Source organism: Paraburkholderia sp. (assembly GCF_047605525.1).
Lineage (GTDB): Bacteria > Pseudomonadota > Gammaproteobacteria > Burkholderiales > Burkholderiaceae > Paraburkholderia.
Map to the genome: position 1 here is coordinate 195,129 of NZ_JASGFN010000006.1, position 14,349 is coordinate 209,477.

Here is a 14,349-nt window from a genome sequence, read left to right on the forward strand (position 1 = left end):
GCGAGTCTCGCTGCCGTTACCTGTTTCCTTTGACCGAGGCGTTGTCATAGAACGCCCGAGAGCGACCGGCCATGTCTACGTATTCCACTGCCAATCAGCCAGAGCCCCGCCGCTGCGCCAACTGCGGGGCGCCTATCCTGGGCCGCTTCTCGCCTTGTCTTTCGTGTCATTCGCTCGCGCTGGAAGGGCCTGCCACGCAAGCCGCCCAGGTGTCGGGTCTGTATGTCATGCGGCAGGGTTCACAACAAACGGCGCGCGCAAGAATGCCGGCACGCAGGTTCTGGCACCCGTCGCCGGACACGCTGGTCTATCCCTACGATTCGATCGACGAAGCCGAGTTGATCGCGAAAGCCAAACGGCGCTCACGCGGCCGCATCGTGCTGGCCGCGTCGGCGCTGGCGGTGAGCTCCGCGGTGTATCTGATCTGTATTCACGGCGACGATTTGCGCGGGGGAGCATCGGCGGAGGCTACCCGCAACGTATCCGCGCAGAATGGCAAGCCGTCCATTGCTGTGGCAGGCGAACAGTTGCGGTCGGGCGGCAACGCGCAGCGGCAGCAGCAACACCCGCAACAGCAGGCCGCCGACGTCGCGCAGCGTCTGGCTTCGGTCAGGTCCTTGCCGGTCTCGCCAGTTGCCCAGCCGGCGGCCCCATCGACATCCGGGCAACGCCAGGTCGTGCCGGCACTGACTGATCCCACGCGCGTCGCTACCGCTCAGCCGACTGGCGCGGAGCAAAAATTGCATGTCGAGGCCCAGCCGAGTGTCACCGCGCAGCAGCAACCCACCGTCGTCGCGCAACATCCCGCCTCGGTTCAGGCTGCCGCGGTCACACCACCGGCCGCAGCGCCGCTTGAGCAGCACAAGGTCGTGCCGGCACTGACTGATCCCACGCGCATCGCTAGCGCTCAGCCAACTGGCGCGGAAGAAAAATTGCACGTCGAGGCCCAGCCGAGTGCCACCGCGCAACAACAGCCCACCGTCGTCGCGCAACATCCCGTCCCGGTCCAGCTTGCCGCGGTCACACCACCTGTCGCAGCGCCACTTGAGCAGCACAAGGTCGTGCCGGCACTGACTGCCCCCCCGCGCGTCGCTGCCGCTCAGCCATCTGGCGCGGAGCAAAAATTGCACGTCGAGACCCGGCCAGGTGTCACCGCGCAGCAGCCTGCCGCAGCGCCGCTTGAGCAGCGCCAGGTCGTGTCGGCATCGCCTGATTCCACGCGCGTCGCTACTGCCCAGCCAACCAGCGCGGAGCAAAAATTGCACGCCGATGCCCGGCCGACCGGCGCTTCGCAGCAGCAGCCCGCCGTCGTCCCGCAACATCTTGCGTCGGTCCGGCCCGCAGTGGCCACACCACCGGCCGCCGCGCCGGCCGCGCAGCGCCGCCTCGCGTCGGCAACGCCGGATCCCGCGCGCGCCACGGCTCCCAAACCGATGAGCGCAGAAGAGAAACAGCGCGCCGATGCGGCGAGGTATCTGAGAGCGGCGCGTGCCAGTATGAAAGCGAACAATCTGTCGGCGGCGAAATCGCGCATTGCCGCAGCCCTCGCCGCGCAGCCCGACAACCGCGACGCACAGCGCCTGCGCTCCGCGGTGCATACGCTCGAACAGCAGCGCGATGCGCTACTCAGCCTCGCGCGTAGCTGCGGCTATATCGGGCACCTGGCTTGTACGTCGCGCGACGCCGGCATCGCGCTGCAAATCGATTCGAGCAGCAAGGCAGCACGGCGTCTGGCGACACAGGCGACGCGCGAAGCCGAACTGCAGATCGAGACGCCAGAGGACGCCGTCACCGGGCCGTTGCCCGCGATGCGTTATGTGAGCACGCATCACTGACGCTACGCCGGCAGGCAGCCAGTTACGCGCGCGGATGCTCCAGCACGACGCCCAAGGCATCGGCATCGCGTCGTTGATATCGACAAGTTGAAAACAGGGAGATCGGATTGCAGCAAGAAGCAATCCCTTCCTGCGATGGGCACCTCCTGATGCACGCATCGCGCGCTCGGCCCGCTTCACGTCGACCCATCTGAATACAGCGACGCCACCCGCAAAAAAACGCGCGCCCGCAACCGTCGGCGGCAAACCGACAGCTACGGGCGCGCAACGACACGCATCACATCAGCCCACTACAAAACCGCGGACCGCGAATGAACGAATGGCCGCGACTCGTACGTCGCGGCCAGCAAACACGTCACGGCTACTCGTGATGCTCCAATGCAGTGAAACCAGCCAGCGTGACAAGCGCGTCGCGGCGTGCGATCTGATAATCCGAGCGCACCATTTCCTTGACCAGTTGCGAGAACGACGTAGTCGGTTTCCAGCCCAGCCGCGCATGCGCCTTCGACGGATCGCCGAGCAACGTTTCGACTTCGGCCGGACGGAAATAGCGCGGATCGACCCGTACGATCACATCGCCGGGCGACACCTTGATCTCCCGCCCTTCGACCTTTTCGACGATGCCGACTTCATCCACGCCGGTGCCTTCGAAGCGCATCGTGATACCCAGTTCAGCAGCCGCATTCTGAACGAACTGACGCACGCTGTATTGCTCGCCGGTAGCGATCACGAAATCCTCGGGCTGATCCTGTTGCAGCATCATCCATTGCATTTCCACGTAATCGCGGGCGTGGCCCCAGTCGCGCAATGCCGACAGATTGCCGAGATACAGCATCTTCTGCGTTCCCACCGCCATGCGCGCGATCGCGCGCGTGATCTTCCGCGTCACGAAGGTCTCGCCGCGCACCGGCGATTCGTGATTGAACAGAATTCCGTTGCACGCGAAGAACCCGTAGGCCTCGCGATAATTGACCGTGGTCCAGTAAGCGAACAGCTTGGCGACCGCGTACGGGCTGCGCGGATAGAACGGCGTGATCTCGCTTTGCGGCACCTGCTGCACGAGCCCGTAGAGTTCCGACGTGGACGCCTGGTAAAAGCGCGTCTTCTCCTGCATACCGAGAATTCTGATCGCTTCGAGAATGCGCAAGGTGCCGAGACCGTCGGCGTTCGCCGTGTATTCCGGCTCCTCGAACGACACCGCAACGTGGCTCTGTGCCGCGAGGTTGTAGATTTCGTCCGGCTCGACGCGCTGGATCACGCGCAGCAGGCTGGTCGAGTCGGTCAGATCGGCATGGTGCAGAAAGAGTCGTTGCTCCGGTTCGTGCGGATCGCGGTAGAGATGATCGATCCGATCCGTATTGAACAGGGATACCCTGCGCTTGATGCCGTGTACGATGTAATCCTTGGCGAGCAGCAACTCAGCCAGGTATGAGCCGTCCTGTCCAGTAATACCGGTGATCAGCGCAACCTTGCGTTTCATGGAACCTTCTCCCAAATAATGTTTGACGATGCCTGTCCGAACCCCTGGTCTGGACTGATCCCGATGCGTAAACAGCCGCCGTCGCGCGCTCCGGCGTCACGCCGTGAGCCGTGCGTTCAACCAGCAATGCTGTCGTAGCCGTAATAGCCGCCCTGATACCCCGAACCGAGAAACGCGGCTTCCTGCGGCACATCGGTCAGCAACACGCCGCGCATGGCCACACCGCCATTGCGCAACCGTTTTGCCGTCTCGACGATCTCATGCAGCGGTTGGCGCCCGTGGCGTACCACGAGCAGCGTGGTGCCCGCATACCTGCCGATCAGCGTCGAGTCAGTCACCGCCAGTACCGGCGGTGTATCGACAATAACCAGGTCGTATTGCGGCTTCAGTTCGTCAAGCAACATTTCGAAGCGTTTGCTCATCAGCAGCTCGGCCGGATGCATGGGTAACGAACCCTTGGCCAGTACGTCCAGACCGGGCAGCACGTCGCGCTGGATCATCGAGCGAAGATCGCCGCCGCTCAGGACGTCGGACAGCCCCGGCTGATGGGAGATGCCGAAGTGCGAATGCACGTCGCCGCGCCGCATGTCGCCGTCGATGATCAGCACCCGTTTGTTCGCCGACGCGACCAGCGCCGACAGATTCACCGACAGGAACGACTTGCCCGCGTCGGGCCGCGAGCCGGTGATCATCACGACGTTGTTGGTCGCATGATCGAGCGACAGTTGCAGCGAAGTGCGCAGGTTGCGCACGCCCTCCACCGCGAGATCCCCCGGCGCCTGGTGCGCGAGCACGTGCTGGCCGCGCCGGCGATGCTCCACGCTTTGCTGCAGGCGTAGCTGGGTCTGGCTGCGCGGCACCGCCGCGAACACCGGCACGCCGAGGATTCCTTCGAGGTCGTCGGGCCGCTCGACACCGCCTAACACCGCGCGCTTGACGAGGGTCAGCACGATGCCGAGCCCGAGGCCGGCGCCGAGCGAAATCAGGATCGCCAGCATGCGCCTCGGCCGCACCGGATCGTCGGGTGCCTCGGCGAAGTCGACCACCCGCACGCCGCCTACCTGCCCCGCCTGCGTAACGCGCAGTTGCTGCACGTTGTTCAGCAGATTGTTGTATTGCTCGGTCTTCAACTGCAGGTCCTGCTTGAGCCGCTGCGCGGTCTGCTCGGTGTCGGGCATCGCCGTCGTGCTGCGCTTCATCGTGGCCTGCGCGCCCTGCAACGCGGCGATCTGGGCGTCGATCGCGGCGACCGCCGGATAGCTCGACGTGAAGCGCTGCGACAGCTCCATGCGTTGCTGCTGCAGATCGAGCAGGCGCGCCTTGTTGTCGGCGGCCTGTTGCAGCAGCAGCCGGTTCTCCTCGCCGAGGTCGGCCGTGCCGTGCTCGTTACGGAACTTGCTGTAACGCTGCGCCGCGTCGTCGAGATCCTTGCGCAGACCGGGCAGTTGCTGCTCGAGGAACGCGAGCGTGTGCTGCGTTTCGGTCGACTGGCTCGCAATGTCCTGACGCACGAACTGCCGTGCCATGTTGTTGACGATCGCCGCGACCAACACCGGATCGCCGCCTTCGAGGCTCATCCGGATCACGCCGGATTGCGGCGCGGTCTCCTGCACGAGCACCGTTTTCTGCAGACGGTCGACCGTGCCGAGCGTCGACGCGCGCGCGAGCGTGAAGCGCGAACCGGGCGCCCCGACCAGCCGGTCGACGTGCAGCGCGATCGGGCCGTCGGCGGTATCGGTCTGCACCGTCTCGCCGACCCGGCCCGACAGGATCGCGTTGCCGTTCGGATCGCGCAGCACGAACGTGTCGTCGGCCCCCGCCACCAGCGTGAACTTCGCGTCGTACATCTGCTTCGTGGTGTCGAAACGCGACACCGCGATACTCTCGTTGCCCCACGCGAAGCCCGACAGGTTGATGAACGACGGCAGCCTGACACCCCATCGGCCGTTCACGAGACCCGCGATCCTCGCGCCGATGACCGGCAGATAACGCGGCGTCGCCGTGATGTCGAGGTGCAGCGTGCGCACCGCTTCCTCGACGACGAGCCGCGATTTCAGCAGTTCGATCTGCGCGGCCGTCGACGGCTTCGAAGCGGACCCGCCGGAAACCGACGGCAATGTGCCGCCGGCGGCCCCGCTCGCATTGGCCGTCCTGTCCTCGACGTGAAACAGCACGTCCGCCCGATAGGTCGGTGGCGCGAGAAACGCATACGCGCCACCGAGCACGAGCGCGATCAGCGTCACCGTGAGGATCGTGCGCCGACCGCGCACGATCGCGCGCAGATAGTCCGACAGTCGCCACCCTCCCGAACCGGACACGTACGCGTAACGGTTGTCGAAGCGGTTGTCAAAACGGCTTTCGTAACGGTCGTCAAAGTTAATGGCCATAGTGTTCACCCCGACAAGGCCCGGCAGTTCAGGTTACGCGTACGCTTGCGTCACTTCCCGACGATGACGCCCGTCACAGCCGCGTTGATCGCCGGCAACAACAGGTTCAGCACGCGGTTGAAGCGAACCAGACCGCCCTGGCCGACGTACACGATGTCCTTCGGCTGCAGCTCGAACTGGTTCGCGAGCAGCATCGCCACCGGCGAGGTCGCATCGAGGTGATAGATCTGCGGCGAGTCGCCGGTCGAGTTGCGGATCACGAACAGTTGCTGCGCCGCGGCCGTGTTCGAGTCGAAGCTGCCGCCGTCGGAGATCGCCTGCGACAGCGTCAGCGAACCGTTACGCAACGGCAGCACCGTGGCCGGCTTGTTGACCTCGCCCATCACGTAGACGCCGCTGTCCTCGCGCGCCGGCACGCGCACCAGATCGCCCGCCTGCAGATAGATGTCCGCCGGATTGTGGCCGTGCTTGATCAGGTCGTCGATGTTCAGCGAATAGGTATGGCTGTCGCGGATCAGGTCGACGCGGCTGCGATCCGCGGTCGCCGTGAAGCCGCCGCTCAGGCCGATCGCGTTGGTCAGCGACATCGGCACGTCGTTGATCGACTGGCTGCCCGGCGTGCGCACCTCGCCGTCGATCATGACCTGCGCGTTACGGAACGACGCGACCCGCACCGTCACTTCGGGCTTCTGGTACACCTTGCTCAGACGCTGATACAGCTCGCGCTGAATCGTCGCGACGTCCTTGCCCGCGACGTGCAGATTGCCCGCATACGGAAACTGCACGTTACCGCTTTCGTCGATCAGGAAGCCCGGGATCGCATCCGAGGCACGCGAGGTCTGCGTCGGCTGCCCGAGCGCGGCGGCGAGTTCCGGGTGATCCCACACGACGATCTGCAGCACGTCGCCGGGGCCGACCTTATACGGCGTCGGTTTGCCGAACAGCGCCGATATGTCCGGCGACATCGTCATGGCCTGCTGGTCGGCGTTCATCTTCCTCAGCAGCGCCATGTTGATATCGGTGATGGGTATCTGCTTCTGCTGCGCAGCTTCGGTACTGAATTCCCCACCCGTGTCCTGCAGCGTGGCCGGCGTGATCATCCGTTGCCCCGGTACGCTTCCGCATCCGGCGAGAAGCGCCGCGGCGGCGAAAACCACAAGACTTCCCGTGCGAAAACCAAGCGAGCTCATAATATTTCCTCCTAGCGCCCCGAGGCGTTTGTTATCGACTTCTTAGTAAGCGTTTCGATGCACCAGTCCGGCGACAATCGTCGCGCCGATAATCCGCATGTCGAGCGCGAACGACCAGTGACCCAGGTAATACAGGTCATGCTCGACGCGGCGCTCCATTTTCTCGATGCGGTCGGTTTCGCCCCGGAAGCCGTTGATCTGGGCCCATCCCGTGATACCCGGCTTGATCCGGTAGCGATTGATATAGCCCGCGACCACTTTCTGATAGAGGTCGTCGTGCTCGAGCGCGTGGGGACGCGGTCCCACCACCGACATGTCGCCGCGCAGCACGTTGAAAAATTGCGGCAGCTCGTCGAGACTCGTGCGGCGCAGGAACGCACCCACCTTCGTCACGCGCTTGTCGTTGCGGGTCGCCTGGCTCAGCGTGCCCTTCGCTTCGGTATGCAGCCGCATCGAGCGAAACTTGTAGATCGTGAACACGCGCCCGTCCGCGCCCTTGCGCTTCTGTTTGAACAGCACCGGCCCGCGCGAGGACAGCTTCACCGCGATCGCGATGGCGAGCAGCAGCGGCGCGAGCGCAAGCAGCGCGGTCGCCGCGAACAGGCGGTCGAAAATTTCCTTCTTCAGCATCGCGTTGGCCGACAGCGGCGACGCGACCAGATTGATGGCCGGCACGCCGAGCAGATCGACCACGCCGCTGCCTTCGAACAACGCATGGCTGCGCACGTCCGGCATGAAGCGGATATTGACGAGGTCATCGCGGAACTCGTCGATCAGCGCGCAGATCAGCGGCTCTTCGGAGAGCGACAGCATCAGCCACAGCTCGTGCACGTCGTTGGTGCGGATGTAGTCGGCGAGCGCGTCGACGCTATCGAACACCGGCACGCGCGAATTCGTCACCGCGGAGTCGGCCGGGTGCGTGTTGTAGACGGCAGTCGCGTGAAAGCCCGCGGTGGGCGCCGATTCGATGCGGCGGATGATCGTGTCGCACTGCGAGCCGCTGCCGACAATCGCGACCTGATGCAGGTTCATGCCCGCGCCGCGAGCGCGAGCGAGCACCGCATGCGTGACGAGCCGATAGGCGATCAGCAGGCCGCCCGTCGTCGCGGTCCAGTACGAGAACCACAGCCGCGACACGATGTCGATGCGATGCAGCGAATACATCAGTACCAGCGCGCAGGCCTGCACGATCAGCCACGCGAGCGACACCTGGCCGGCGAGCCCGAGCTTCGAGCGGCCGCGCCACGATTCGTAGACGCCGAACGCGGGGAAGATGGCCAGCGCGAACGCCGCCGAAAACATCACCAGCGCCCAGTAGAAGCCCGACTGGCCGATGAAGTCGAAGCGGATCTGCGACGCCACGGTCGCACCCGCCAACACCAACAAGACATCGAAAATCCGCGCGAGCAGATCCTGAAACTTGCGCATTTTGCTTACCTCTTTCCCGCGGTTCCTGTTCGCAAATAGGGGCGTGGTCGTGCTGCTTACGGGCAGCGGCCGTAGTTGTCGTTGAACCTCACGATGTCGTCTTCGCCCAGATAGGCGCCAGACTGGATTTCGATGATCTCGAGCGGCACCTTGCCGGGGTTTTCGAGCCGGTGACGCGTGCCGAGCGGGATGTAGGTCGATTCGTTTTCGCTCAGCAGGAACTGCTCTTCGCCGCGCGTGACGAGCGCGGTGCCGCGCACGACGACCCAGTGCTCGGCGCGGTGATGATGCAGTTGCAGCGACAGTTGCGCGCCGGGCGTGACGACGATGCGCTTGACCTGGAAGCGCTCGCCGCGATCGATCGAATCGTAGAAGCCCCACGGACGCCGCACCTTGCGATGCGCGTCGGCCTCGGGCGCGTTCTGCGCCTTGATGCGCGACACGAGGCCTTTCACGTCCTGCACGTGCGAGCGGTCGACGACGAGCACCGCGTCGGCGGTTTCGACCACCACCACGTTGGTGGTGCCGACGCAGGCGACGAGCCGTCCTTCCGAATGCGCGTAGCACGACACCGCGCCTTCGAAGGTGACGCGGCCGCGCCCGGCGTTGCCGTTCGGATCCTTTTCCATCGCGGCCCATACCGCGTCCCACGAGCCGAGGTCGGACCAGCCGGCTTCGAGCGGGATCACGACGCCGGCGGGGATGCGCGGGGCTTCGGCATGGCTGCTGTCGCTGCTCGCGCCATCGCGTTGCGAGTCGATGGCCGGCGGCTCGGTCAGGTGCTCCATCACCGCGTAATCGATCGAATCGGCGGGCACGTCGAGAAACGCTTCGGTCGACGGACGGAACACCGCGCCGTCCTTGTGGCCTCCGGCGAACGCGCTTTCGCATGGCGCCCGCATGTCCGGCCGCAAACGCGCGAGCGTATCGAGCCACACGCTCGCGCGCACGATGAAGATGCCGCTGTTCCACCAGTACGTGCCGGCCGCGAGGTATTGCGCGGCGATTTCCTCGGCGGGCTTCTCGACGAAGCCGTCGATCGCATGCCCGCCGTCGGGCAGCGCCGCGCCGATGCGGATATAGCCGAAGCCGGTGTCGGGCCGCGTCGGCGGCACGCCGAGCGTCGCGATCGCGCCGGCCGCCGCGTGGCGCGCCGCGCAGTCGAGCGCGCGCTGCAAGGCGGGCACGTCCGCGATCGCGTGATCGGCCGGCATCACGATCAGGACCGCGTCGCCGCCGGGCGCGTCCGCGCGCGCGAGCGAGGCCGCGAGCGTCAGCGCGGGCGCCGTGTCGCGCCGCGCCGGCTCGATGATCAGACGCGCATCGACGCCGTTGTCGTGAAGCTGTTCGGCAATCACGAAGCGATGCTCTTCGCCGCATACGACGATCGGCGACGCATCGACGCTCCAGCCGGACGGAAAACCGTCGAGCCGCCGCGCGGTCGACTGCAGCAGCGAATCGGAGCCGACCACGTCGATCAACTGTTTCGGAAAATTCTCGCGCGACACGGGCCATAGCCGCGTGCCCGAACCGCCCGCGAGAATGACCGGGACGATGTGCGCGCAACGGGCGCCGGCCGCCCCGGCGCTCGTACCGTTCGGGTCGACATGTGCGGCGTTCACAGATCCCTGCGTCAACATATGCGAATTCCTTATATTTCTCGAAGTACCAGCCCAAATGTGCCCGGCGCTGCTATCCACCGGCTGCCCGGCGGCTTTGAATCCTGAATTCGGTCGGAGAAATCCTCATGCGCTTGCGAAATACTTTCGCGAGACGGTCGCCGTTGCCCATGCCGGCGCGGCGGGCAATCTTGTCGACCGGCAATTCGGATTCGGTCAGCAGGCTGCACGTGACCGCGAGGCGCTCGTGCAGCAGAAAACTCGACGGCGTAATGCCCATTTCCATCTTGAAGCGGCGCAGGAAGTTGCGTTCGCTCATCGCCGCGAACTGCGCGGCGTCGGCAATCGAAATCGCCTGCTGGCAGTTTTCCTGCAGCCAGCGCGCGGCGGCCCGGACCTTGTCGCCGGGGCTCATGCCGACGTCTTCGCCGAGCAGCGGCGCGAGGTTCGCGCACGAATCGGAGAGCAGCCGTTCGGCCGCCGTGCGCGCAGTCGCGTTGCCCAGATCGCGCTTGACCATCGCGAGCGCGCTGCGCAGCGATTCGAGGCGGTCGCTCACCTCGGCCACGCCGTGCTCGGGCGTACCCGCGCCGTTCATCGCGGCGACACCGTTCGCGCCATTCACGCCGCCCGCGCCATGAACGCCATCGATGGCGCCGTTCCCGGCGTCGGCCGGCTGGGAGAACTCGCCGGCCTCCTCCTCGCCGCCGGGCACGTAAGCTGCGTCGAGCAACGCGCGGCCTTCGGCGATCGGGCGGATCAGCGCCGTATTGCGGCGCACGCGGCGCAGCCATGCGATCAGCCGCTCGTCGTGCGCGGCGGCGGCGGCGCCCCTGCCACCCGCGACATACAGCGCATCGAAGCCGCCGTAGTGACGCGCGTCGAGCCCGTCGGTCCACACCCGCAAACCGGACGACGACGTCACCATGCCGCCGTCGGCGGAAAGAAACGATACGTCGTACAGCCAGGCACCCGAACTGGCGGCGGCCACTTCATTGGCCGCCTGGAAAACTTCGGCGATGACGCCCGCGCCCTGCAGCGAGCAGTCGTTGAACATCAGGATCGCGATGCGACGCACGCCCTTGTTGGGCGCATGCACCCAACGCAGCATTGCAGACTCGAGACTCGCGCAGGTCATAGTCATCCTCTCGAAGAAAACGGGACTACCTTCACCTTTTACGGCCGCGGGGACGCGCACTCTGTGCAGCGCATCATAGCGACGGGTTATCCAGCATTTAGCCGCCATGACCGAAAGTGCAGACATATTGGCGCATTGCCGGCATGACCAGTCAGTGAAATCCGGAACAATGTCCCGCGATCACTGCCCCTTTCAATCGATTAATGGTCAATTCGGCACATCATTGAATGTGCATTGCAGCGAATGTTAATGCAGCTTAAAAATAGAGTGCGTACGCCAGCGCACACTGCGGGCCACTCGAAAAGGGTCAGTCGATCCGCCCGCTAATGCGCCTGTTTGAAGTGAATTCTTGCTGGAAACGCACCGGAACGAGTCCAGTCGGTTCGGTTATCCTGTCGATCGGCGCCAGGCCGGCGTGGCGGATTTCGACTGATGGGATGAATGACGGGGCGCAATGAACTCTATCCCTTCACTCAATATAAGCGCTTTACAAGGCGACCAGATTATTTAATTGATTGTTATTTTATATTTGCAATACAAATACGACGATTAATGTTTCAGTTCTGAAACACGGCTATATGAAAGCTTTAGCCTGTCCGGCAATGGATGGGCCGATGGCGGATTGTGTCGGTGGAGATCCGGCTCGATTCCGCCAGCGAATTGCGGAAATGCACTATGCCATTTCCGCAACAGATGCCGCGGAACGCGAATGATGGCCGTTGCGGCCTGGCCGGTCAGCACCGCGGTGACCGCTCGCACGACGTGATCGCAGTTCGGCGGGTCCGAACAGGCTACGGCGGGAAACGCACATAAAATCGCCGCGACGGGGGCTAGCATGCGTTACAACATGCTGGAGCCGCATATATATGAATGGCCTTGTATTGACCATGCTGATACTGGCAGCGATGATCGGCGCGTTCCTGTTCGCGGCGATCGGCGCGATGCTGCTCGCGCTCCTGCTCGCGGACGTATCGGACCGGCTCGCGCGCAACGACGAAATTCACCGGGATTCCTAGCGCGGTTCCGCCGCCGGTGCCGGGCAGACGGCGCGTTCATTGCCGCGCGGCAATGAACGCTGCTTCGGCAAGCCGGCATGCGCCACTCGAACGCCATACGACGCACAGCGGCCGCACGTCAGAACCGATGAGTCATACCCAGCGCCGCGAGAAACTGCTTCGTCGCGGTCTGACTCACGACGATACCGGGCCAGCTAACGGTCGAATCCCCATTGTTCTTGATATACCCGGCGCGCAGATAAAGACTGGTGCGCCTCGACAGCGCATGTTCGGCGCCGACTTCGAATGCCACTGCATTATCGTGCGCGCCACGCACGTCGCGCTGCGACATGGCGAGCTGGATTGCGTCGGCCGGCGTCGCCTGGATCGTCGCGCCCAACTGGGCCATGCTGTACGAATGCGCGGTTCCGAGCAACGCAGCCAGCGACCTCGCGGGAGGATCGTCCGCGCGCACGTATGCGTAGGTCATTTGCAGATTCGCGATACCGATCTGATACGCGAGCGCGGCGATGAAGTGCTCGGTTCCGAGCAGGTTCAGCGATCCCGGCAGGCCTGGGACCGTTTCCTGTCCCGAGTGCTGGTTGGTGTAGGCGAGGCCGGCATAGAGACCATAGCCTCTATAGCTTGCCGCCAGGCTCAGGACATTGCCGGTGGTCGCCGGCACCGGCTGCGCCACGCTACCCGAGAACGCGTACATCCCGTAGAGCTGTACGCCGCGCAGATCAGGCGATTTATACAGAATCGCGTTACTCGCCCGGCCCGTGTCGGACTGCGCCGATAGCGTATTGCGATCGACGGCCAGAACGTTCGCCGCCACCAACGAAAGATTTTCATTCAGCCGAAACGGGTCGGCGGGATAGGTGATCACGAAACTCGGTTCGTACTGGCGTCCTAATGTAAGCGAGCCGAGCTTTTCATCGACGAGGCCAACCCACGCCTGGCGGTAGAAGAGAGTCGTCGTGTCGGCGTAAAGCGTGCCGTTGTTCAGATTGAACTCGCCTTCGAGATCGAACTTCGCCTTCAGCCCACCGCCCAGGTCTTCGGTGCCCGTCAGTCCGAACAGGGATCCCGTCGCCCCTCCGCTTCGGGCGGAAAACGCATGCGTTCCGCCGTTGTCGAGATACTGGATGAAGGTATCGGCCACCCCATATAACGTGACGCTCGAATCGGCCGCCACCGCCCCGCCGGCGGCAAGCAGCAGCGCCGTTCCACCAATACCCTGTGCGATCAATCGCATGCCCGTCTCCTTTTCGTTGTCTGCGCGACGAGTAGCTTTTCATGAGGCCGCCCGTTACGGCAAGCCATCTTCGTCGATCAATACACGACCAGGCTGAACATCGCCAGTGCTATGTGAATGGGAAATGCCGATCGTTCGTCCCCCCTTGTCCGCGATTTTCGGTCTGGCTATGCTGGCGGGTGCACCAGCCGCCTCCAACCAGAACAACCGCTCGGGAACCGGTCCATGTCCACCACCAGTCTCTTCTTCACCGCCGCGGGCGTCGGCCTGGCGATCGCCGCGCCGGTCGGCCCGATGGGCATGCTGTGCATCCGCCGCACGCTGAGCAGCGGTCCGCGCGCCGGACTCGCAATCGGCTTCGGTATCGCGAGCGGCGACGCGGCGTACGGGCTGATCGCGGCGCTCGGCCTCGTCGGCATTTCGCAGTTCATGCTCGCGTACGACCGTCCGCTGCATCTGCTCGCGGGCCTGTTCCTGCTGTATCTCGGGGTGCGCGCGCTGCTGCAGAAGCCGCCCGCCGCCAGCGCCGACGGCAACGGCGATGGCAAGCTCGCCCGGCTCGGCAGCGCCGGCGCGTTGCGCGCGTATGCGAGTGCGTTGCTGCTCACGCTGACCAACCCGCAAACCGTCATCATGTTCGCCGCGCTATTCACGACGCTCGCGCCGCGCGGCGCGTTCTCGCCGGCCATCGCGCTGACGACGGTGAGCGGCGTGTTCGCCGGCTCGATCGCGTGGTGGTGCTTTCTCGTGACCGTGGTGTCGCTCGCGCGCCATGCGATCGGCAGCAGGCTGCGCATCGCGATCGACCGCGTGGTCGGCTTGACGCTCGCGGCGTTCGGCGTCGTCGAGATCCGGCGCGCGCTGTAAGCGGCGCTCCGACGTAATCGGCAAGACGCCTGCCTTCGCACCACCTGTCCTTCACGTGTCCCCGCACCTGCCCTGAGCGCGTCGCGCACGCCGGCGCGGCAGTTTTGCGACAATAGCGCCTTTTGCCGCCCGCGCTGGCCCGCTCCGCCTAC

The 14,349-nt window shown here is 64.7% G+C and carries 10 protein-coding genes; 3 read left to right on the plus strand and 7 right to left on the minus strand.

Annotation, left to right across the window (positions count from 1 at the left end; all coding sequences use genetic code 11):
* Positions 1–71 precede the first annotated feature (71 nt).
* Entirely contained in the window at positions 72–1,835 is a 1,764-nt protein-coding gene (locus QM685_RS11210; protein WP_415115746.1) for a hypothetical protein, read from the plus strand.
* 361 nt (positions 1,836–2,196) lie between these two features.
* Here the strand turns inward: QM685_RS11210 and gmd are convergent, their stop codons facing one another.
* From gmd to QM685_RS11240, 6 genes are all read right to left on the minus strand, one after another.
* Positions 2,197–3,315, minus strand: a complete 1,119-nt coding sequence (gene gmd, locus QM685_RS11215; RefSeq protein WP_415115748.1) for a GDP-mannose 4,6-dehydratase — start codon at positions 3,313–3,315, stop codon at positions 2,197–2,199.
* A gap of 116 nt (positions 3,316–3,431) precedes the next feature.
* Positions 3,432–5,702 (minus strand): polysaccharide biosynthesis tyrosine autokinase, encoded by a 2,271-nt coding sequence (locus tag QM685_RS11220; protein ID WP_415115750.1) that lies wholly within the window; start codon positions 5,700–5,702, stop codon positions 3,432–3,434.
* Positions 5,703–5,752: 50 nt separating this feature from the next.
* Complete coding sequence (locus QM685_RS11225) at positions 5,753–6,892, minus strand: polysaccharide biosynthesis/export family protein (RefSeq protein ID WP_415115752.1); 1,140 nt, start codon at positions 6,890–6,892, stop codon at positions 5,753–5,755.
* Between the two features lie 42 nt (positions 6,893–6,934).
* The gene (locus QM685_RS11230; protein ID WP_415115754.1) at positions 6,935–8,320 is read right to left on the minus strand and encodes an undecaprenyl-phosphate glucose phosphotransferase; all 1,386 of its coding nucleotides are present in this window, start codon (positions 8,318–8,320) and stop codon (positions 6,935–6,937) included.
* A 56-nt stretch (positions 8,321–8,376) separates the two neighbouring features.
* Positions 8,377–9,960 carry a sugar phosphate nucleotidyltransferase gene (locus tag QM685_RS11235; protein WP_415115756.1) on the minus strand — a complete coding sequence of 528 codons (1,584 nt, stop codon included), beginning with the start codon at positions 9,958–9,960 and terminating at the stop codon, positions 8,377–8,379.
* Positions 9,961–10,012: 52 nt separating this feature from the next.
* The gene (locus QM685_RS11240) at positions 10,013–11,077 is read right to left on the minus strand and encodes a helix-turn-helix domain-containing protein (RefSeq protein WP_415115961.1); all 1,065 of its coding nucleotides are present in this window, start codon (positions 11,075–11,077) and stop codon (positions 10,013–10,015) included.
* A gap of 866 nt (positions 11,078–11,943) precedes the next feature.
* Between QM685_RS11240 and QM685_RS11245 the strand changes: the two genes are divergently transcribed.
* Entirely contained in the window at positions 11,944–12,093 is a 150-nt protein-coding gene (locus QM685_RS11245) for a hypothetical protein (RefSeq protein ID WP_415115758.1), read from the plus strand.
* Positions 12,094–12,211: 118 nt separating this feature from the next.
* On the opposite strand, the gene QM685_RS11250 is transcribed toward QM685_RS11245, so the two are convergent.
* Positions 12,212–13,330, minus strand: a complete 1,119-nt coding sequence (locus QM685_RS11250) for a porin (protein ID WP_415115761.1) — start codon at positions 13,328–13,330, stop codon at positions 12,212–12,214.
* A gap of 225 nt (positions 13,331–13,555) precedes the next feature.
* On the opposite strand from QM685_RS11250, the gene QM685_RS11255 reads away from it, so the two are divergent.
* Entirely contained in the window at positions 13,556–14,197 is a 642-nt protein-coding gene (locus QM685_RS11255) for a LysE family translocator (RefSeq protein WP_415115763.1), read from the plus strand.
* Positions 14,198–14,349: the final 152 nt, after the last annotated feature.